Origin of the sequence: Granulicella paludicola (assembly GCF_025685545.1) — a bacterium.
GTDB classification, from domain to species: Bacteria; Acidobacteriota; Terriglobia; order Terriglobales; family Acidobacteriaceae; genus Granulicella; species Granulicella paludicola.
In genome coordinates, this window is record NZ_JAGSYC010000023.1 from 174,429 (window position 1) to 196,092 (window position 21,664).

Genomic DNA, 21,664 nt, shown 5'->3' on the forward strand with positions numbered 1-21,664 from the left:
AAAAAGCTCACCAAAAGGTGAGCGGCGTTCTTGCTTGTAGGACCAAACTAGGTCAGGCTACAACAGGCAAATTTGCGCGCACCACCATGTCGCTCGAAAGAGCAACAACAGTTCGCGTTAACAGACTTGCGGGTTAGGGTCATAACTCACCCCATCGTTGCATAAGTGAAAATGTTTCGTCAACAACATGATCTTCATGACAGGGCTTATAACCTGCCTGATTCCACACGAGATGTGCGGTTCTAAAGGCGCCCTGCAAAGCGCAAGGCTGCGACTTCTTCCGGAGTGAATACGTGCGAGCGCGTCAGGAACTGCAGCCCGCCGGGACCTTCTAGTGAGAAGGCTGCACCAAAACCAGGGACCACATCGATGATGAGCTGCGTATGTTTCCAGTATTCGAACTGCGGTGCAGAGATGTAAAACGGTGCACCGCCAATGTCGCCGAGTTGCACATCCCGGCTGCCGATGCGGAACTCTCCGAGCGGAAAACACATGGGCGCACTTCCCTCACAGCAGCCGCCAGACTGATAAAACATCAGCGGACCATGGGCGGCCTTGAGCTCTTGTATGAGCCGCAAAGCCGCCTCGGTTGCAATGACCTGCAAGGGCGTCTCCATGTCTAGAAAAGACCCAGCTTCGTGGTGCTGTAGCTGATCAGCTGACACTTTGTCTGCTGATAGTGGTCCAACATCATCAGATGGTTCTCTCGGCCAATACCGCTCTGCTTATACCCACCGAATGCTGCATGAGCCGGATAGTGGTGATAGCAGTTTGTCCACACGCGGCCGGCTTCGATGCCGCGACCAAACCGATAGGCGCGGTTCATATCGCGTGTCCACACGCCCGCACCCAGGCCATAGAGCGTATCGTTCGCGATCTCCAGCGCCTCATCGTCATTCTTGAAGGTAGTGACGGAGAGCACCGGTCCAAAGATCTCCTCCTGAAAGATCCGCATTTTATTGTTGCCCTTGAAGATAGTCGGCTCGATGTAAAACCCTCCGCTGAGATCGCCTTCCAGGCTGGTCGCCTTTCCACCAATCAATAGCTCGGCGCCCTCTTTCTGACCAAGGTCGAGATAAGACATGATCTTCTCAAATTGCTGCTTCGAAGCCTGCGCGCCGATCATCGTGGACATATCCAGCGGGTTACCCTGGCGGATGGTCTTTACTCTCTCTAGTGCGCGCTCCATGAACCGATCGTAAATAGACTCATGAATCAAGGCGCGGGATGGACAGGTGCAGACCTCGCCCTGGTTGAAAGCAAAGAGAGCCAGCCCCTCGAGCGCCTTATCGATGTAATCCTCTCCCTGCTGCATTACATCTTCGAAGAAGATGTTCGGCGATTTGCCGCCCAGCTCAAGCGTGACGGGGATGATGTTCTCCGAGGCATACTGCATGATCATGCGGCCCGTTACAGTCGAGCCAGTGAACGCAACCTTATTGATGCGAGGATTCGTCGCCAGCGAATGACCCACTTCACGGCCAAATCCGTTGACGATGTTGAGCACGCCGTCTGGCAGCAGATCCGCGATGAGTTCCATCAGGATGAGGATAGAAACTGGAGTCTGTTCCGCAGGCTTCAACACGACGCAGTTACCGGCAGCTAGAGCGGGCGCCACCTTCCAGGCAGCCATCAGCAGCGGAAAGTTCCAGGGAATGATCTGCCCGATCACACCCAGCGGTTCATGAAAGTGATAGGCGACTGTGTCGTGATCGATCTCGGAAATACCGCCCTGCTGTGCACGAATCGCGCCAGCGAAGTAACGAAAATGATCGGCGGAGAGCGGTACGTCCGCTGCTGTCGTCTCGCGCAGAGGCTTGCCGTTATCCCACGTCTCAGCAGCGGCCAGAAGTGCAGTATTTTCATCGATTCGCTGCGCGATCTGCAGCAGCAGATTGGATCGCTCCGTGACCGACGTCTTCGCCCACGCCACCTTCGCTTTATGCGCGGCGTCGAGAGCCTTCTCCACATCCTTATCGTTGGAGCGCGGCACCTGGCAGAGCACCTTTCCAGTCACCGGTGTAATGTTGTCGAAGTACTGGCCATCCACAGGCTCTACCCAGTGGCCACCGATAAAGTTACCGTAGCGTTTACGAAACGGCACCTCAAACCCAAAGTGCATCGGATCGATATGAACTGTTGCTGTCGCCATTTTGTCTCCCCAAAACGCTCGGCGTTCTTTCTTGATTCGTCCGAGCTATCTCGCGGATACATCCTGCGCCTGCCGGGAGACAGTTGCCAAGCGGAGCACAGCCGAGCGTCGCAATTTGCGACAATGTCGACAACCGCAACTCACCTGGCGTAGGCTCTCTTCGACGAGACGGAGAGGGAGGGAGCGACAGCCCGTTGATGCGAGTCACGAACCATGCTCTGCAGCCTCGTACGGCTGCCTCCGAATTGATCGCAGCTTCCTGGCTTCGATGCCGACAGCAAGGGCTCTCCTCGCATCTGCATGTTCAGCAGCTGCTGCTGGAGCGGCGCCCGCTTGAGCTGCAGCAGGAACGCAGCCGACAGCTTCGTTTATTCGCTCTTCGTGAAATGCATCTCCTCGCACCGATGCTCTTCGGCAGCGGCAGAGTCATGCTACTGGCAGACGCGGAAGGCGTTGTGCTCGACGCGCAAGGCGATGATACCTTCCTCGGGAAGGCCCGCCAGGTCTCACTCACGCCCGGCGCATCGTGGCGCGAGCCCGTGGCTGGGACCAATGCCATAGGCGCCGCCATCGTCGAAGATCACTTCGTTCAAGTCGTCGGTGGCCAGCACTTCTTCGATGAAAATCGCTTTCTCGCCTGCAGTGCAATGCCCATTCACACCCCGGGCGGAGCCCTTGCTGGCATTCTCGATATATCCGGCTATGCTCATGAGGCCGTAGCCCCCGCGGCACGGCTGGTTCGTCATGCTGTGGCGCATATTGAGCATTGCTGGGTCACTGAGTCGGCCCGAGACCTGCTGGTGCACCTGCATCAGCACCCCTCATGGCTGGGGACCCCCGATGAAGGTGTGCTGAGCTTTGAGGATGGGCTGCTGATAGGCGCCAACGGCCGAGCTCTGACCTTCCTCGGCCTTGCTCGCGCGGCGATCCGTAAGACAACATGGCGTGAGCTCTTCCAGCAAGAGCCACATCTGGGCCTACAGGAATTACACCCCATCTCAACCACTGGCCTACTGTACGCGAACATTGCACGCGCCTGCCGGGCGACTGCAAGAATCGCGGCATCTGAACCGCTGCACGCGCGGCCAAAGCATTTGGAGGATGTCAAGGACGAGGCCCTTCGGCAGGCGGTCACGTCTGAGCGCGGCAATATCGCAGCCGCAGCTCGCAAGCTCGGTATCCACCGCAGCACAGTCTACCGACGTCTCAATCGTTAACTGACACAAACCAGGCGCTCAGCGACAAGGCCTGCGGAGATGAGAGCCGTGCACGATCTTCGCTCTCTTCTCACCTAGAACGAGGTTGTATTCTTTGGGAATCACAATGCGAATGGCGTTGAGACTCAATCGCGTTCTTAGTCATCTTTATGCAAAAAATATTCCCTCGCTTTCGAAGTCAAAAGGCAAAAAAGCGATGAGGCGCACCTTTCATTCCGATTGGTGATACATCATCGTCTCTTGTGAGCTACGCTTATCGGCCGTTACCGATTTGCGTAAGTGCCCAGAGTCATGACCGGCGACGAGTGCCGTAAAAATCCTGCGTTGCTTTCACCGATGCCTCAACATAGTGAAGCCATCAGGGAGAAAGTGCATGAACGTAATTGCACACCCTATCCGGCTCGTTCTTTGACAGTTTCCGAAGAACGCTCGCGATCTCGCAATCGAGCGCAGAAATTGCACTCAGACGTTAGCTCAAATCTGCCAAATACCACTTCGACTAAGCGACTTCCGCGCGACGAGGTTCTCAAGGGATTGCTGCAATACTAAGCCTCTTCTACGCAGCGATGAATTTACTGCGTCTTCGCGTAAATATCCGCTTCGACAATGCCAAGAATCGGTTTCGCCGGGTTACCCTTCGGCTCCGCCTGATCAACCCTGCCATTCACCTCGACGAGCGGGTGCGTCTCATGCAGATCGAGCGGCAGACCGGTTAGCTCGATGCGCAGCTTTGTCCCGGCACGCTTCGCCGCAAGAGGCAGGTTGATGTAGCCGAGGCTGGTGGGAGTGAGCCCTTCGTAAACAAGTTCGCCATCCAGCGTGACGCGCAAAGGGTAGCGGCGAAGCCGGAAGGAGGTGAGCTTCAAATCCATCTCCATGGGCTCCGTCGGCTGGGCGAGCGTGTACTCGATCCACGCAGTCTGCAACGATGCCTCGACAGGACGCGTGTCAGCGGCAGCGTGCTTGATGGGCAGGCCGTCGGTGTCCATGTCCTTCAACGTAGTGGAAGCGTTAGTCCAGGCCGTGGTCTCGTTGTCATCATAGGACCTCGCAGCTTCGGAAGCATTCGCGCCAGCCGTCGCTGATGCGATCTCAACCGATCGCCGGATAACCTTGTACGACGGGCCCGCAGGAGTCGGACCCCGCTCCAGACGCAGCGGCAGCGCGGCCGCCGCATCGAAGTTACTCAAGCCGTCGTGTTCGACAACAGCGCTGCTCTTGACCGTGATGCTCGCTGGCGAAAGGCCCTCGGCGTGAGCAGTAAGCTCAATAGTGCCGGGCGTCGTCGTAGAGCGCACCGAGACCCTGTTGATGCCTCCTTCCACCGGAAGGTCCTGAGAGAGGATGTAATTATCCTCATGAAGGTACGGTGCGGCCTCCGTAGCAGCCATGCCGTCTGCCGCAACGGTCTGTGTATTTGCAGGCGCAGGCTTCGCCGATCCCTGCGCGATCCCGCCGCGCCACTCTGCCGGCCCCTTGAGTTGAAAATGCACCATGTTCAACGCTGTTGGTACGCGACGTCCCAGCACATCCACGACTTCTACATCCACCAGGGCGAGGTCCGATCCATCCGCATGCATACCGCCGGGAGCTAGATGCGGGGTCAGCTTCAAACGCGCGGGCTTGCCTGCCGTCTCAAGTTCCGCATGAGCAGCCACCTTGCCGCTTGTGTCGTAAGCAATCGCCTGCAACACGCCGGGCTCATACGCAACATCCGGGAACGTAAATAGGAAGTTGTTCGTAGCGTGCTTGCGACCCAATGACTGGCCGTTGAGCTTCAGCTCAACCTCCGGCGTATTCGCAATCACGTACATCGTGCGAACCGTACCCTTCGCATAGTTCCAGTGCCCGGTGATGAACACACGCGGCTTCTCAGGAAGCACCCATCCATCCCACATTACCTGATGCGCGAAGAAGGCGTCCTTCGGAATGCGCATGGCATCGACCTCACCAGAACGGCGATAGTTGTTGTCTCCGCGGAAGTGCGAGTTCTCGTCGATCCAGCTGATATTCACGCCGCCAGCAGAGACGCGCTTCCCTGTGCCAGGGCGTGCACGATAGTAATCATCCCAGCGATAGACATCCTCGAGCGTGAAGCTGTCCTGATTGCGGTTGTAGAGCGGCGAATCCACATGGAAGGGCTCGGTCTGTTCGTTCCAGAACTTGCGAGCTCCTTCATCGCGGTTGTACTCGTGCGCCCACAGCGGCTTTGTGGAGGACTTATCGATATAGAGCATCTCGCCGCCATACATCGCCTTCTGCGAGGCGAGCATCTCTCGCGATCCGCTCGCGCGACCTCCATGCGGATCGAACTGCTCGCGCACAGCGAGCATGTCCTTCATATGCTCTTCGCTAATTCCTTTATTGCCGGACTCGTAGAAGAAGATCGAAGGATTGTTGCGGTTGTAGACCATGCTGTCGCGCATCAACTCCACGCGCGCCTGCCACTGCCGCCCCTTGGGATCGCCCTCGGCATCGCCCGCAGGCATCGACATCGGCAGCCCGACACGGTCCAATGATTCGATGTCCTGCTTGGAAGGAGTTACATGCATCCAGCGAACAAGGTCGGCGTTATCTTCGACCATCAAACCGTTTGAAAAGTCCGAAACCCACGGTGGCACATCGGTACCGAGCCCCGGCCACTCATTGGTACTGCGTGCGGCGTATCCATGCACCTGCAGCACACGGCCATTCAAAAAGACCATGCCGTCGCGAAATTCCGTCTGCCTGAACCCTGTGCGGGTATTGACATCGTCCACGACATGGCCATCGATTAAAACACTCGTTACGACGCGATAAAGATAACCATATCCCCAGCTCCAGAAGTGCAGCCCCTTCCCTGCCATCTGCGTAGTAAATACCTGCGTCTGCCCCGGCGGCAAAGCGCTTTCCGGCGAGGTGGCCGTAGCGACCACTTTAGCCTGAGCATCAAGCACTTTCACTAGTAGCTTCACCTTGGCTGCGGAGCTTCCATCGTTGCGGACTTGCGACTCCACGTGAATGTCGGCGCGATGCCCAGGGAGATCAAAGTGATCAGCCCAGACGTAGACGCCGGTGGTGCCTAACGAAGAGTAGAGCGGCAGCGTCTGATAGACAGGCGTCGTAATGTGCAGCCAAACTCGCTTGTTGATTCCACCGAAGTTCGAATAGAAGTTGTTGTTGTTCCATTGGATAGTGGCGTTGGTAGCCTTCTCGCGATAATCCCAGCGATTGTCCGTGCGCACCGCGAGCACGTTTTCTCCATTTGTAAGATACGGTGTGAGGTCGAAGCCAAAAGCCGCAACGCCATTCTCGCTGAGCCCCAGCCGATGCCCGTTCAGATACACCTTGGCGGCCTGGCGCACGCCTTCGAACTCCACAAAGACCTTTCGCTCCCCATGAGCTGGGGGCAGACGAAAGTGCTTGCGGTACCAGGCGATTCCGGTCGGCTGATCGTGGATGGAGACGCGATAGGCAGAGTCCTCGTTCCATGCATGAGGAAGCGTTACATGCTTCCACGCAGCATCATCGAAGCCAGGTTCGGCTGCCCCCGCGGGGTCACCCGTCGCAAGCAGCCAACCCATATCGAAGTTACTGTGTGTGCGCTGCGCATGCAGGGTAGCAGTGAAGTACGCGAGAAGTAGAAGGCCAAAAATTGAGTGTCGAATGTCTCGAATTCCTTTGGATAAGGACCATTAAAATCAAGATGTTGTCCGCAGAAAATATTTATGGACTACCTGTTGCTTCCGGTTGTCGTCTTTTCTGTGGTGGTTTCGTCCCACGCTGCAAGGGTCGCAGCGCCAGCAGTTTCTTCCGCCGTTCACAGCCCGGTAACGCTGGTCGACGATGGTTGCTTATGTACGAACGCGGTGGAGCGGAATAGTCGACGTAGTTGCGTGTCTCCATGGCCAGCAGCGTTCGTATTGGAATTCAGATTCATGGGTTTCTCGCCCGTGTCGCCTTCAAATGTCTATCGAGGCGCGACATGAACGGTAGGGTACTCGACGCAGCACTGTCAATAGAAAATTTATTTCCATTCAGAACGTGTAGCCTTCTGGCGGATTCAGAGTGCTGTCGATGTTACGCACGTTTTCGCGTCAATGTCTCAGTGTGGTTTTATTGGAGAGCGAAAAACTCCCGCGGCATCAAGCGGCAAGGCCACCATGCAAAATACATCCCACCCTGAAACACGCCCGCCTCGGACTCGTCGCCGTTGGCGCATCGCATGGTTGCTTGGCTTCGGCGTCTTGGTGAATTATTTCGATCGAGTGAACCTGTCGGTTTCGCACGCAGCGCTGTACGCGACCTTTGGCATCTCCAACATCACCTTTGGCTATCTGTCCGGCGCTTACAACTGGACCTATGCCATGTGCCAGCTGCCTGTGGGCGTGCTGCTCGATCGTCTTGGGGTACGCAAAGTAGGAAGGCTTAGCACATTCCTATGGAGCATCGCTTCGTTTGCTGCAGCAATCACACCGAACATCGGCGGGTTCTTCGGGGCGCGGTTTCTTCTGGGGGTCGGCGAGGCTCCAACGTTTCCAGGGAATGCGAAGGCCATTGGCCTTTGGTTCCCGTCGCAGGAAAGGAGCTTTGCCACTTCGATTTTCGATGCCGCCGCTAAGCTGGCCTCCGCGATCGGTGTCCCGCTCATCGGTATCCTTTTGCTGAAGATTGGCTGGCGGATGAGCTTCGCCGCGACCGGAGTTTTAAGTCTTCTATATTTTGGACTTTTTACGAAGATCTACCGCGACCCCCAGGATGATCCGGACCTTAGCCAGGAGGAGCGCCTCTATATTGCGGACGCAGCAGATCCGACTGACGGGGCCAGCGAAGAACGGGGTTCGCTCGGATACTTGATCCGGCAGAAAAAAGTGCTTGGCTTGGCCATCGGCTTCGGAGCCTATAACTACGTCTTCTATCTACTGCTGACATGGCTGCCAAGCTACCTCTCCTCTGCCCTCCACATCGATCTTTTACACTCGTTTCTCTACACAGGCGTTCCCTGGATCTTCGCGACCTTCACGGACCTCGGCGCGGGTCTCGCATCCGACGCCCTGATTCAGCGAGGTTGGGACGCAAGCAAAGTCCGCAGAACGTTCCTGATTTGCGGCACGGCATTTGGGCTTGGCATTGTTGGAGCAGCCGAAGCGCACACCGCTCTGAGGGCACTCTTCTGGATCAGCATGTCGATCGGCGGACTCGCGGCGGCCTCCCCGATCGGATGGACTTTGCCTTCAATGATTGCTCCGCGCGGTCGAGCGGGCACAGTGGGAGGAATCATCAACCTCTCGAATCAGCTTTCGGGTATCGCTGCGCCGATCGTTACCGGCTATGTGGTGACGATCACCAAGTCGTACACGTGGGCATTCGGGATCTCTGCGATCTATCTTCTGATCGGCATTGCGAGTTACATCTTCCTGCTCGGCAAGATTGAACCTGTGCCGCCTGAGCCAATCAGCGAGTCCTTGTAGCCGCCGCATAATGCTTCACGGCGTGGGTGCGAGTGTTCAGTACCTCAAAACTGCCATCTGATTTTGCCGTTAGCTCCAGGGAATAACCCGCGTCAGTCCCTGGCAGATTGGCTATATATGCCAGCGCACTATTCTTATTCCCTGATTCGGTCGAGTAGTGAAGTTGCCATAGCGTTTCGAGGCTTGCAGAATGTGCATAAGTTTCGAACGTTGCAGGAGATCCGCCCTTGGCTTCGCCGTTATCCATGATCGCGATGCGCGGATGAATCGCGTAGACGAGCGCGGGGCTGGAACTCTGATACCAGCCGTGATGCGAGACGATATCGATGTCTACATCTCCCAGCCTATTCGTAGGACACATAAGCTGCACCTCTTTGTCCCAGGTCAGGTCGCCAAGATCAAGCACTCTCAGCCGACCGAAGGTAATCTCGACTCCAAGCGATCGAGAGTTCTCCGTCTGATCTGCGGGGCGCTGCTGTGTTGTCTTGCAGATCTCATTTGGCCGACCAGCGTCGTCGAGTGGCCGTTTCAGGAGTTCCCCATCAGCGCTGACGACTGTGACCTTCATTCCCTGAATCGGGAGGACATCGCCAGGATGAACGGTCAACCGCTTGAATGACCCTTGCGAGATGGCCTTTTGATACTCGGCAAAGCCATGCTCCGTGATGCCCTGATCGAACTCACGATTTGGACCGTGATCAATGAATGTGCCTACCGGAATTCTTGAGACCAGCTGGGGAACCCCACCCACATGATCGTCATGGTAGTGCGTCAGCAAAACGTAGTCGATCTTTGCTATACCCTCATGCTTCGCCGCTGCGACGATCCGATCAGCATCCCGACCTTTGTTTCCCGGCCAGCCCGTATCGATCAGCAGGGATTGACCCGCAGGAGTGATGAAGAGCGTCGCCTGACCGCCTTCAACATCTACGAAGACGATCTTCAAATCACGGGCGACCTGCGCGGACATAGGGACAAATGAGAAAGTGGCAAGCAGGACGAACGGCAACACCTTACGGAACAAAGTCATACCTTCACCTCTGAGGATTGGAAACGCTTGCACGAGTCGCACCTGTTGAGATGCCCCCGTCTACCAGCAGCGTCTGCCCAGTGATATAGCGGCTCGCTTCACCTGCAAGGAAGACGATCGCTCCATCAAGATCATGCGGCTCTCCAGGCCGCTTCAAGGGGATGCGATCGATGAGGTAATCGACCCACTCCTGATTTTGATAAAGAACTGTGTTCTGTGACGTGTGAAACCATCCGGGAGCGAGACAGTTAACCGTAATGCCATGTCGCCCCCACTCATCCGCGAGGCTCATCGTGAGTTGACGGATGCCTCCACGGCTCGCGGTATACGGAGCGAGACCAGCATAACCAAACACACTCGTGACGGAACCTATATTAACGATGCGTCCGTAGTGATGCTCGACCATCTGCTTTGCGATTTGCTGAGCAACGAAGAAACTGCCGCGAAGGTTCGTGTCAAGCACAAGGTTCCAGTCGTCCCATGAGACGTCACTGGCTGGCTTACGTACATTGCAGCCAGCATTGTTTACCAGGATATGGATCTGCCCTATCTTCGCGGCAGCCAGCGCCATGGCCTCGATGCTGGCGTGATCTCTCACATCGAGTGAAAGCGGATAGGCTTTCCTTCCCAGCGCTTCGATCTCTTTGATAAAGGGCTGCAGGTCCGCTGCGTTGCGGCTTGTGACGATAAGGTCGGCACCCGCACCAGCGAGCGCACGACCGAAGTACTGACCGAGACCTTTGCTTGCGCCCGTTACCAACGCGAGCTGTCCAGTCAGGTCGAAGAGCTTAGAGGACATGGGATTGCACCTCGGTTGGATGATCCATACGCGGGTCCAGAACGACCTTCATTATGTTCGGTTCGCGTGCATGCAGCCGCGCAAACCAGGAAGGCCCTTCGCTGAGCGGCGCAACGGCGGTTATCAGACGAGTGACATTCATTGATCCATCAGCGATGAGCCGCATGGCCTCGGGATATTCGCCCGCAGAGGCGCAGGATCCCTGCAGCCGAATCTGCCGCGAAACGACCTTCTGGAGAGGTAGGTTTACCTGCGGCGTGATATTACCGACAAGGGTCACGGTGCCGCCCTTGCGGACGCAGTCAATCGCCGTAGCAATCGTTTCGTCCCGTCCGACAGCCTCAAGCACTACATCGACGCCGCGGCCGTTTGTCTGACGAAGAATCTCATCCGTTAAAACTGCACCGGATGCGAGGAAGGTCTCGTTGGCGCCAAGCTCTGCCGCCAGTTTCAACCTTGTGGCGTCGACGTCAGAGACGAAGACGCGACTCACACCGCTGCTCGACGCGCGAGCCGCCTGCAATAGCAGGAGGCCGATCATGCCGGCCCCTATAACCAGAACGGTCTCTCCCCCTGCGAGGTGTGAGACAGCAATGCCATGCAGCGCCACGGAGACAGCTTCAAGCATGGCCGCCTCAGAGAAGGACAAATTCTCAGGCAGGGGAAAGACGACTCGAACGGGGATCGTGAGGAATTGAGCGAAGGCGCCGTTGCGCCGATACTCCCCGCAGGAGACGCCAATGACCTGACGATCATCGCAAAGGTTCACATCGCCAGCGCGACAGAAATCACACGCTCCGCAGAAAACGGTCGAGTCGAAGGTGACGCGGTCGCCGGGAGCGAAATCGGTGACTCCTTCGCCAACCGCGGCCACGATTCCAGCTGCCTCGTGTCCCATAACGATGGGCGGAATACGTCGACCGCTGGAACCGTCATACCCATGAACATCGCTGCCGCAGATACCGCACGCAGCCACCTCAATGAGAAGCTCCCCGTGGTTCGGGGCGGGAGTTGGAACGTCTTCCACTTGCAGATTTAGATACTCGGACAGCAACAGAGCTTTCATGCAGAGAAGGAGAACAGTTCGAGCAGATGTTCGGCAACTCCTCGCCGAGGCATTACATCGCACCGGAAATTTGGAGACGTAAGTTGCTCATAAAAGAACGGGGCTAGAGATAGATCTATTGGGCACATTCCCTGTTTCGGAAAGCCAACTTAGAAAGCCGCGGAAACGCCGGTGCTTCGGCATCTCTCACGGCTTCTTCGAATACTAAACTATTGATTCTAAATAGTGGCGGAGAGTGGGGGATTCGAACCCCCGATAGAACTTTTGGTCCTATAACGGTTTAGCAAACCGCCGCCTTCAGCCACTCGGCCAACTCTCCTTCGGGTGTGGTCTGAATCGACAAACCATTCCGGGCTACGTGAATTATAGCCTGAGCGCGCGACCCGTCACCATTGCGTTGTGCAGATGCTGTCCGCAGGCGGGATAATCCGCGTTATATTGCGTAGGAACACGTCATGCGTATTCCCGATCCGGAGGAACCTTCAAGCCATCGCACGTTTTGCCGATAGCTCCATCAGCCGAAAAAATAAGATGCGTCTTCTGCCGCTCATTGGAGCGACCTACTTTATGGTTGCCGGTGGACCCTATGGACTTGAGGACATCATCGGCAAGGCCGGGTATCTGCGGGCGCTGGTGCTGCTGGCGGTTATTCCGATCGTGTGGAGCCTGCCAACGTCGCTGATGGTGGGCGAGCTTGCGAGTGCGATCCCGGTTGAGGGCGGCTATTACGTCTGGGTGCGGCGAGCGCTGGGACCGATGTGGGGCTTTCAAGAGGCGTGGCTTTCGCTTGGAGCCAGCGTCTTCGATATGGCGATCTATCCGGTGATCTTTGTGGACTACCTGAGCCGCTTTGCGCCCGCGTGGACAGCGGGACATCGTGGAGTGATCTGGGCGGTTGCGGTGGTGGTCAGCTGCACGCTGTGGAACCTGCGTGGGGCAAAGGTGGTTGGCATCAGTTCGGAGGTGCTGTTCTGCGTGCTGCTTTCGCCGTTCGTGGTGCTGATTGGCTATGCGCTAACGCGTTGGCATGGACATGGAGCGGGTGCGCTGATGCGGTCGAGTGCAGCGCCTGATCTGGCGGGTGCGATCTCGGTGGCGCTTTGGAACTACATGGGCTGGGACAATGCGAGCACGATTGCGCAGGAGGTGGAAGAACCGCAGCGCAACTATCCGCGAGCGATGGTCGGAGCCGCCGCGCTGGTAGCTGTGACGTATATTCTGCCGCTGGCTGCGGTTGGTCTCGCGGGGTTGAGTGCGGACACGTTCTCAACGGGAGCCTGGACGGATGCGGCGAAGACGCTCGCTGGACCTGCGCTGGCGATGGCAGTTGTTCTTGGAGGCCTGATCAATGGTTCCGGGATGTTCAATGCGCTGATGCTGAGCTATACGCGTGTGCCGTTTGCGATGGCCGAAGATGGGCTAATGCCGAAGGTGATGCTGCGGCGGAACTCGAAGGGAGTTCCCTGGGTGAGCGTTATTTTCTGCGCTTGCATCTGGGGGCTCGCGCTGAACTTCAGCTTCGAGCGGCTGATCTCGATTGATCTCGTGCTGTATGGCGCGGCGTTGATGCTGGAGTTCGTGGCGCTGGTGGTGCTGCGACGGAAAGAGCCTGAACTGGAGCGGCCGTTCCGCGTTCCGGGAGGCATGTTCGGAGCGGTTGCGGCTGGAATTGGACCTGGCTTGCTGATTCTGTTTGCTGTTTATGCGGCGAGGCAGGAAAAAGTGGCTGGCGTGAATGCGCTGCTCTTTGCTGCCGGCGTCGGAGTTCTGGGAATGGCGGTGTATGGTCTGGTGCGGAGGATGTCACCCCCCCTCCCCCCCATACTTATGGCTCAAAATATTCAAAATTGGTCAGTTAGGCCTGGAGTTCCGGTCCCGAGTGTTGACTCGTGGAGCGATCGGCCGACAGGCGGGACGCGTCCAGTTCTTTGTCCCTATCTATCAATTATAAAAGATTGAACAGGGTGAACATGCAAATCTATTCCTCCTGGAATGTGCGACTTACGGCTTGCGGGGGTTGACAGCCTTTGGAGGCCTCCCAAGGGCGGGCTTACAGCCCGCAGATGTGTCCTGGTTCCTAGCCAGGGCGTTGCCTGGGCTTTTATCAGACGCGCCTTCGGCACTAAGACCAGAGGCTCAGACTGCGGTAAGGGCTGCGGCTTCGGGTGGGGCGACGGGGATGGCCGGTGCGTCCGAGATGGAGCGGCTGTGTTGGCGGGGAGAGGCGCCCATGACGCGCTTGAAGGCAGTGCTGAAGGCGCTTTCGGATTCGTAGCCGAGCGAGAGGGCGATGTCCGAGACGGAGTCGGCGGTGTGGGTGAGGCGGTCGGCGGCGAGCAGCATGCGCCAGTGAGTGAGGTAGTCCATGGGGGACTTCCCTACCGTCTCCTTAAAGCGGAGGGCAAAGGTGGAGCGGGACATGCTTGCGATTTCGGCGAGGCCGTGCAGCGTCCAGCGCTGCGCCGGGTTGTTGTGCATGGCTGTGATGGCTGCGCACATCTGTTTGTCGGCGAGAGCGAAGAGCCAGCCGACGCCACCGGTGAGACCTTCGGAGAGGTGAAGGCGTAGCGCCTGCACGAGCATCATGTAGGCCAGCTGCTGGGCGACGAGGACACCGCCGGGCTGCGGGTTGCGGAGTTCCTCCATCATGCGCTCGATGGACCAGCGCAGGGTGGCTTTGTCCGAATCGGAGCGCAGATGGACGATGGGCGGCAGCAGATCGAGCAGGATGCGGGCGTTGCCGCTGAGAGCGAAGTGGCCTCCGACGACGGCTGCCTTACCGCCGCCGTTGAAGACCAGGACATTGCCGTCGGCGGGCGTGCGGATGAGGGCCCGGTAATCCACGGGCGTCAATGCCGGGTCGGTCGTGAGGCAGAAGGAGCGACCACTGGGCAGCATGAAGCAGTCGCCTGCCGTGAGCAGGACCGGCTCCGGCATGCCCTCCATCACGAGCCAGGCCTGGCCGAATTCGATGGCGTAGCACTTGATGCCGTCGTGCGTTGGGAACTGGATGGAGAAGTCACCACCTACTTCAAAGCCGCGGGCGACGTAGCTACGAGGTTTGAGCAGAGCGAGGACGTCGGAGAGTGGATCCATGGCGTTTTGGATGCGGACGGTGGCAGAAACGCTTCGGACGATGGCGAAGGTATTACGGATTTTGCAGCATAGATCGTATGGATGGGGAGGCTTATGGTGGTGTTGGGTAAGGTTGGCAGTTCGCATCCCATCCGCGATGAGGCTGCGTATGGATGGGGCACCCGGAAGTGAGTTGGGTGGGTTGAGAGGAAAAGAGTATGACGAAGGTTCTTGTGATTGGTGCGTCGGGGTTTCTGGGGCGGAATGTGGCGAAGGGGCTGCTGGAGCAGGGGTGTGCCGTGCGGTGCTCGGTGCGGAGCCCGGAGAAGGTGAACGACCTGGCTGCGGCGGGGTGCGAGGTGGTGCAGGGCGATATCTCCGATGCAGCTTCGATGGCGCGGGCGGTGGAGTCAGTGAATGCGGTGTATGTGTCAATCCAGACGCTTTCGGCACAGCCTGCGGGCGGTGGTCAAGGGTACATGGACGTCGAGAGACAGGGCATGGAGAACATCGTAACGGCCTGCAAGGCGAGCGGAGTGCGGCGGCTGATCTATGTGACCTTCCTTGGGATTCGTCCTGATTCACCGAGCGCCTGGGTGCGCGGACGATGGGGCCTGGAGCAGTGGCTGCTGCAGACGGGGCTGGAGGTGACGGTGCTGCGACCGTATCAGATAGTGGGCAAGGGCGGGATGGGCTTCGACATGATGGCGGCGAATGCGAAGCGAGCTGTGGCGATCTCCCTGGCGAATGGGAAGCAACGTTGCCGGAACATTGCGGTGGGGGACCTGGTGTATTACATGATCGGCGTGCTGAACGAGCCGCGGTCGTACGGACATTGCTATGACGTGGGCTGCGATGACGTGCTGACCAATGACCAGATGATGGATGTGGCTGCGGAGGTGCAGGGGCACGGGCATCCGGTGAAGCTGCACGTTCCGGCGTGGCTGCTGCGGGCGACGGCTCCGCTGCTGGAGCGGGCGTCGGGAGCGTCGAAGGGAGCGATTCGCGCCTTCGTGGATGCAAGCGGAGATGCCGTGGGCGATCCGATGCCAATACGGCAGATGCTGCCGCGACCGCTGCTCAGCTATAGGCAAGCGGTGGAGCGCGCACTCAAAGTTTAGCGAGCCGCGGGTTTTGGCCGCTGCTTAGACAACAACGAACGATCAGAGGAGCAAAAGGAGCAACAACGATGCGTGTATTTGTGACGGGTGCAACTGGATTTGTCGGTTCGGCGGTGGTGCAGGATCTGTTGAAGCACGGGCATACGGTTGTGGGACTTTCGCGGTCGGAGGAGAACGCAGCGAAGCTGAAGGCTGCGGGTGCCGAGGTGTTGCCGGGCGACTTGACCGATCTGGAGAGCCTGAAGAAGGGCGCGGCGGAGTCGGATGGCGTGATTCACTGCGGATTCATTCATGACTTCCAGCGTTTCCCGGAGGTGTGTGCAGTGGATGCTGCGGCGATCACGGCGATGGGCGATGCGATGGCGGGAACGGACAAGCCGCTGGTGGTGAGCTCGGGCGTGGCGATCATCGCTCCCGGCAGGCTGGCGACGGAGGAGATGAAGGCGCCGGAGTTGCCGAACTTTCCGCGGGTCTCAGAGAAGGTGGCGTTTGCGCAGATAGAGAAGGGCGTGCGCGCGATGGCCGTGCGGCTGCCGCCGACGACGCATGGCAAGGGCGACCACGGCTTTATGGAGATCCTGATCAACACGGCGAAGGCGAAGGGCAAGGCCGCGTATGTGGGTGAGGGCGCGAATGTGTGGCCGGCGACGCATCGGTTCGACGCGGCGCAGGTGTATCGGCTGGCGCTGGAGAAGGGCAAGGCGGGTGCAAGTTATCACGCGATTGCGGAGCAGGGCGTGACCTTCAAGGAGATCGAAAACATGATCGGCAAGAAGCTGGGTTTGCCGGTGGAGTCGATACCGGCGGAGCAGGCGGCGGAATATTACGGGTGGTTTGGGCACTTTGCTGCGCTGAGCGCGCCCTCGTCGAGTGAGTGGACGCGGGCGGAGCTGGGATGGACACCGACGGAGATTGAGCTGCTGCCGGATATGGACGCGCACTACTTCGGTTGATCACGGGAAGGCCCGACCTGGAGACTTTTGCTGGTCTTGAGGTCGGGCCTTTGATTCTTGAAGTCTCGGCCTAGAATAAGCGGGAGGAGAGTTCACCGATGAGCACAGTGATTGCACCCCCGTTTACCGACCCCGAGCTGGCTGCGAAGAAGGTGCAGATGGCCGAGGACCTTTGGAATACACGCGATGCGGAGCGGGTGGCGCTGGCGTACACCGAGGACACGGTGTGGAGGAATCGGACGGAGTTTCTGACGGGGCGCGCCGAGGTGGTGGCGTTTCTGAAGCGGAAGTGGGAGAAGGAACTGGACTACAAGCTGAAGAAGGAGCTGTGGGGGTTTCGGAATAATCGGATGGCGGTGAAGTTTCAGTATGAGTGGCATGATGCGAACGGCCAGTGGTATCGGAGCTATGGGAATGAGTTGTGGGCGTTTGCGGAGTCGGGGCTGATGCAAAGGCGTGAGGCGAGCATTAATGACCTGGCGATTGGGGAGTCGGAGCGGACGCTGTAGAACGGGAAGTTGAAGGCCGCGCGTAGGCAAGGTGCTAGACACTCCCATTCCAGACTGGTACTAAATACGTATGTTTGCAAATGTGGAAGATACGGGTTTGGAGGTTGTGACGGCGCGTGAAGACGTGGCGTTTACAGCCCGTCGTCTGCATGTGCACGACATAGCGACCCAAATGGAAGGGTTGCAGCGACTGTCGCAGGCGCTGCTGAATCATCCGGACACGGTGCTGCAAGAGCTTGTAAATGTCGCCGTAACGCTTTGCGGGGCGGACAGCGCGGGGATCAGTATCCAGATCGAAGATGGGACGGATCGAGAGTTTTATCGCTGGGTAGCGACGGCGGGAGAGTACTCGGGATTTCTGGGTGCGACACTTCCCCGCTATCCGAGTGCTTGTGGGATGTGCCTGGAGCGCGGCAAAGCCCAGCACTTTACGGTGGACAAGCGATTCTTCGACATCTTGAACGTGGAGGCACCGCTGGTAACGGACGGGATTCTGTTGCCGTGGGACGCCGAAGGTACGCGGGGCACAATCTTCGTGATGGCGCATGGCCGCAAAGAGGCGTTCGATGAGAGCGATGTGCGGCTGATGGAGATGCTGGCGAACTTTGCGGCGATGGGTTTCAAGCAGCAAGCGCAGCAGAAGCGGCTGGTGGCGCAGGAGCGGGCCGCGGCGGCGGCGATGATGGCAAATGAGCTGGCCCACCAGATCAATAATCCGCTGCAGAGCATGACGAACATGGCGTACATGGTGGAGTCGGGGACTTCGGAAGACCCGAAATCGCTGGGGGCGGGACTGTCCCAAGAGATACGCCAGCTTTCAAGGCTGGTTGAGAAGATTCTGCTACTGCCTTTGGTGGAGGCCCGGTAACGAGAATGACTTAAAGAGAACCGCCGCTGCGGTTGGCTCCTGTTGTGGAGCGAACGCAGCGGCGGTTTTTTGTTCGTTGAGGGCTACAGTTTGGTGGGGGTGGAAGCTCCGTAGCCGATGCCGTTGAAGAGGAACTTGAAGGTTCCGTGGGGCTGGCCGCGGAAGGTGATCTCCGGACCGAAGAAGAAGACCTTGCCCTTGCCGAGTTTGGCTTCGACTACGGCGGAGGTGCCGTTGAGGTACTGCTGGCCCCAGGCCCAGCCGCTGTCGAGCACCTTGTCGCCCTGATACCAGGAGACAGCCGAGACGCCGTTGAGCGAGGCGCTGGGCAGAAGCTTGAAGGCAGGGCTCTTGTCGAAGAAGACATCAAGGCTGGTTGGCAGGCCATAGGCGAGCGGGGTCGTGTTATCGACCTGCGCGCGGATGAGCGAGCCGGGGATGTAGAACTTCTCGTTGGGGAGCGGCTTGGGGGTGCCGCCGCTCATCTCGGTGAGGCCGTTGACGAAGGGTAGATTCAGGGGCTCGCTGAGCGATGTGGAGGAGCCGATGGTGAGGATGGAGCCGCCAGCCTCGGCGAACTCTTTGAGCGCCGGGACGGACTTTTCTTTGGTGTAGCTGCCGAGCCAGGGACGGAACTCTGCGGGGATGGTTTCAGGCTTGGGAGGGGCTCCGCCGAAGCCGCCACCGCCGCCGCGGCCACCTTCCGGTGCGCCGAGACGAAGGATGCCGTCGGGGAAGATGATGACGTCGTACTTGTCCTTGAGCTTGCCTGCATCGATGGCCTGCGGGTAGACGAGTTCGTAAGGGAACTCGAAGTTTTCGAGGATGAAGCGGATCCAGCCGGTGGGCATGTTGCCGCCGTAAACATCGGCGAGACCGATGCGAACGGACTTCTGCTTGAGGGCGTCGCCGTGGGGTGCTTTGGCTACGCCGATGGCGGAGATGCCGAGATCGTGGACGGCGGTTTCGACTATGGGACGAGCCTTGGGGCTGGCGGGAATCCAGAGCGCGCCGGCGGACATCGTTTTGCCGTCGACCGCCTGCACGTCCTTCAGCCAGTAGACATCGCAGCCAGCCTTCAGGAGGCGGTTGGTGAGGGTGAAAGCGTCGTTGTATTCGTGGCTGACGAGGTAGCCAGCGGGTTTGGCAACGCCGGTGAGGGTGCCGGAGACGGGGATGGCGAGATCGGTGGAGACTTCGGCGAAGGGGCCGTCGAATTTTTCGAACTCGCGATCGAACTTGATGCCCATCTGGAAGGAGAGGTTATAGCCGGTGACGTCGTAGGGCGGCATGGGGGGACCACCGGGGTACTTGAAGTCGTCGGGGTGATCCTGCGGCTCGAACATGTCGAGGATCTGCGGACGGAAGGCCTGATCGGCCTTCACGACGTAGGAGTTCTTGGGATAGTGCTTGCCGTCGACGGTGAAGTCGGAAGTGGCCTGCAGGATGGTGACGCCGTTCTTCATCAGAGTGTTGACGAAGCGGGTAGCGGTGGGGAAATCGGGCTGATCAGAGGGCAGGATGTAGCCGCGGGGATCGCGCTTGGAGGGATCGTGCAGCACCTTCTCGTAGAGGTCGGCGGGGACACCACCGCTGCGACCGCCGGGGCCCATCGCGTCGGGAGCGGGCGTTGCAGCGGCACCGACGGCTCCGCGTCCAGCGCGACCGGCTCCGCGACCGGCGGGAGCGCCTTCGGCAGCAGGTGCAGCGGCAGCGGCTTCGAGGGCGGCGATACGCTTGGGCGTGACCGTCCAGGAGTCTTCTTCGCCGCGCTGGATGGAGTTTTTACCCATCTTGAAGAAGTCGTAGAGCATCGTCTCGCGGTTGATGGAAGCGTAGTTCATGATGGCGCGGTTGGCGGTCTGCTCGTACGCGATGGACTGCGAGAAGTGCCAGAGCTGCGGCGGGACGGGGAACGGGAGATCGTTGTGCGGGAGCTGCGAGGCGGGGACCAGGGGCAGCTGCTCCGGCGTGGGGTTGCCGATGATTTCGGTGAGGATACCAATGGTGTTGTGGAAGTAGGTGCTGGTGCGGAGACCGCCGTTGTACCAGGTGGAGTAGGTGGCGCCGGTACGCATGGTGGAGCCGGGCTTGTTCTCCTCGATGAAGCGCTGGTGGATGGCCATGCCTACGTTTTCGATGCCGATGGGGATGAGCGGATCGTAGTGGTAGTTGAAGGGATCGCGGAAGGGCGGGACGAAGATGACGGAGCCCGGAGGTCCGGTCTGGTGGTGGTTGTAGACGATTTGCGGGTTCCAGGTGCGGAAGAGCACGCGATCCATGTTGGTCGTCTCGATGAGGTTGGACATGAAGAAGTCGCGGTTGTCGTCGTGGCCGGCGTAGTGGTTCCACAGACGGGGCACGCCGCCGGGCTTGCGCTTGGCGGGATCGGACTCGCGGTTGTACCAGTCGGAGACGAGGTCCATGCCGTCGGGATTGCAGAAGACGGCAAGGATGATGTCGTCGTTGAGGAAGCGCATGGTTTCGGGATCGGTCTTGGCGTTGAGCTCGTAGACGAGCTCGACGAGCTGCTGCGCGCCGACGACCTCGGTGGCGTGGAGACCGCCGTCGATCCAGACGATGGACTTGCCTTCGTGGGCGAGAGCGCGGCCCTGCTCGTCGCTGAGGACCTTGTGCTCGGGAGTAAGGTCACGAGCGGTGGCGAGCTGATGAGAGATTTCGCGGTAGTGATCGAGGTTCTTGAGGTTCTCCGGCGAGGAGATGATCGCCATCCACTGGGTGCGGCCTTCTGAGCTCTTGCCCATGTCGACGAGCTTCATGCGGTCGGACTCGGCGGCTAGCTTTTTCCAGTAGGTCTCAGCCTGCACGTAGTTGGTGAGCTGGTAGTCGTCACCGATGTTGAAGCCAAAGGCCTGCTTGGGCGTGGTGATGCTGGCTTTATCGGGAAAGCCCTGCTGGGCGATTGCGACGGGCGCAAGAGCGAGCAGCAAGGCTGACGAGGCGATCAGAGTCTGGAGCCTGTTTTTACACATGGGCAGGTGTTTCCTCAATTAGGGTGCGTTGGGGTAGAGACGAGCGGCCTTCCGAAGAAGTCGCTGGCGAGCCTGAAAAATCCGGTATAGAGGAAATGTATAGGTTTGGCGTGCGGGACGGGGGCTGGCGTGATGCGGGCGATAGAGGATGTTTATGGGTAAGTCTGTGCTTCGCTCATCGCTGCTGTAGCGGCAGGTCTCTCCACCGCGGCGCAAAAAGCGCGCCTTCGGTCGAGATGACAGGGTATTTGGGGGAAGCAAAGGAAACGGCCCGCGGACGATTGTCGTCTGCGGGCCGTTCTGTTGAGTCAAGTTGTGTGGTTCCAGGGAAGCCAACAGACAAACCACAGCGGCTAGAGCCGATTCGTCGGAGAAGAACTTGTTGTCACGGCTAAAGCCGTGACCTACCGTCCGGGGCTTTGCCTAAACGC

At 58.8% G+C, this 21,664-nt stretch carries 15 protein-coding genes and 1 tRNA gene; 7 read left to right on the forward strand and 9 right to left on the reverse strand.

The features are described 5' to 3' along the window. Nucleotides 1-242: 242 nt before the first annotated feature. On the reverse strand, nucleotides 243-605 hold the full coding sequence (locus OHL14_RS08080) for a DUF779 domain-containing protein (RefSeq protein ID WP_263378831.1): 363 nt from the start codon (nucleotides 603-605) through the stop codon (nucleotides 243-245). Between the two features lie 14 nt (nucleotides 606-619). Beyond that, the gene (gene exaC / locus OHL14_RS08085) at nucleotides 620-2,152 is read right to left on the reverse strand and encodes an acetaldehyde dehydrogenase ExaC (RefSeq protein WP_263378832.1); all 1,533 of its coding nucleotides are present in this window, start codon (nucleotides 2,150-2,152) and stop codon (nucleotides 620-622) included. A 197-nt stretch (nucleotides 2,153-2,349) separates the two neighbouring features. On the opposite strand from exaC, the gene OHL14_RS08090 reads away from it, so the two are divergent. Then, nucleotides 2,350-3,369 carry a helix-turn-helix domain-containing protein gene (locus OHL14_RS08090; RefSeq protein ID WP_263378833.1) on the forward strand — a complete coding sequence of 340 codons (1,020 nt, stop codon included), beginning with the start codon at nucleotides 2,350-2,352 and terminating at the stop codon, nucleotides 3,367-3,369. 572 nt (nucleotides 3,370-3,941) lie between these two features. Here OHL14_RS08090 and OHL14_RS08095 read toward each other — a convergent pair. Continuing rightward, nucleotides 3,942-6,932: a glycoside hydrolase family 2 protein gene (locus OHL14_RS08095; RefSeq protein WP_263378834.1), complete on the reverse strand. Its 2,991-nt coding sequence runs from the start codon at nucleotides 6,930-6,932 to the stop codon at nucleotides 3,942-3,944. 579 nt (nucleotides 6,933-7,511) lie between these two features. On the opposite strand from OHL14_RS08095, the gene OHL14_RS08100 reads away from it, so the two are divergent. Then, nucleotides 7,512-8,819 carry an MFS transporter gene (locus tag OHL14_RS08100; RefSeq protein ID WP_263378835.1) on the forward strand — a complete coding sequence of 436 codons (1,308 nt, stop codon included), beginning with the start codon at nucleotides 7,512-7,514 and terminating at the stop codon, nucleotides 8,817-8,819. On the opposite strand, the gene OHL14_RS08105 is transcribed toward OHL14_RS08100, so the two are convergent. From OHL14_RS08105 to OHL14_RS08120, 4 genes are all read right to left on the reverse strand, one after another. Further along, entirely contained in the window at nucleotides 8,803-9,849 is a 1,047-nt protein-coding gene (locus OHL14_RS08105; protein WP_263378836.1) for a ComEC/Rec2 family competence protein, read from the reverse strand. The two genes, OHL14_RS08100 and OHL14_RS08105, sit on opposite strands and share 17 nt — an antisense overlap. A 4-nt stretch (nucleotides 9,850-9,853) precedes the next feature. After that, entirely contained in the window at nucleotides 9,854-10,648 is a 795-nt protein-coding gene (locus tag OHL14_RS08110; protein ID WP_263378837.1) for an SDR family NAD(P)-dependent oxidoreductase, read from the reverse strand. Next, a complete protein-coding gene (locus OHL14_RS08115) occupies nucleotides 10,638-11,714 on the reverse strand; it encodes a galactitol-1-phosphate 5-dehydrogenase (RefSeq protein WP_263378838.1) in 1,077 nt (358 codons plus the stop codon). Before OHL14_RS08115 ends, OHL14_RS08110 begins: the two co-directional genes overlap by 11 nt. Nucleotides 11,715-11,940: 226 nt before the next feature. Then, nucleotides 11,941-12,033, reverse strand: a tRNA-Ser gene (locus OHL14_RS08120). A 212-nt stretch (nucleotides 12,034-12,245) separates the two neighbouring features. Here OHL14_RS08120 and OHL14_RS08125 point away from each other — a divergent pair. Beyond that, entirely contained in the window at nucleotides 12,246-13,673 is a 1,428-nt protein-coding gene (locus tag OHL14_RS08125) for an APC family permease (protein WP_263378839.1), read from the forward strand. A gap of 177 nt (nucleotides 13,674-13,850) precedes the next feature. On the opposite strand, the gene OHL14_RS08130 is transcribed toward OHL14_RS08125, so the two are convergent. Beyond that, a complete protein-coding gene (locus OHL14_RS08130; RefSeq protein ID WP_263378840.1) occupies nucleotides 13,851-14,810 on the reverse strand; it encodes an AraC family transcriptional regulator in 960 nt (319 codons plus the stop codon). Between the two features lie 197 nt (nucleotides 14,811-15,007). Between OHL14_RS08130 and OHL14_RS08135 the strand changes: the two genes are divergently transcribed. From OHL14_RS08135 to OHL14_RS08150, 4 genes are all read left to right on the forward strand, one after another. Beyond that, nucleotides 15,008-15,910, forward strand: a complete 903-nt coding sequence (locus OHL14_RS08135) for an SDR family oxidoreductase (RefSeq protein WP_263378841.1) — start codon at nucleotides 15,008-15,010, stop codon at nucleotides 15,908-15,910. A gap of 68 nt (nucleotides 15,911-15,978) precedes the next feature. Further along, entirely contained in the window at nucleotides 15,979-16,863 is an 885-nt protein-coding gene (locus tag OHL14_RS08140) for an SDR family oxidoreductase (RefSeq protein ID WP_263378842.1), read from the forward strand. A gap of 98 nt (nucleotides 16,864-16,961) precedes the next feature. Continuing rightward, nucleotides 16,962-17,372, forward strand: a complete 411-nt coding sequence (locus OHL14_RS08145; RefSeq protein WP_263378843.1) for a nuclear transport factor 2 family protein — start codon at nucleotides 16,962-16,964, stop codon at nucleotides 17,370-17,372. A 70-nt stretch (nucleotides 17,373-17,442) separates the two neighbouring features. Then, nucleotides 17,443-18,240: a GAF domain-containing protein gene (locus OHL14_RS08150; RefSeq protein WP_263378844.1), complete on the forward strand. Its 798-nt coding sequence runs from the start codon at nucleotides 17,443-17,445 to the stop codon at nucleotides 18,238-18,240. Nucleotides 18,241-18,323: 83 nt separating this feature from the next. On the opposite strand, the gene OHL14_RS08155 is transcribed toward OHL14_RS08150, so the two are convergent. Beyond that, nucleotides 18,324-21,233: a M14 family metallopeptidase gene (locus OHL14_RS08155; protein ID WP_263378845.1), complete on the reverse strand. Its 2,910-nt coding sequence runs from the start codon at nucleotides 21,231-21,233 to the stop codon at nucleotides 18,324-18,326. Nucleotides 21,234-21,664: the final 431 nt, after the last annotated feature.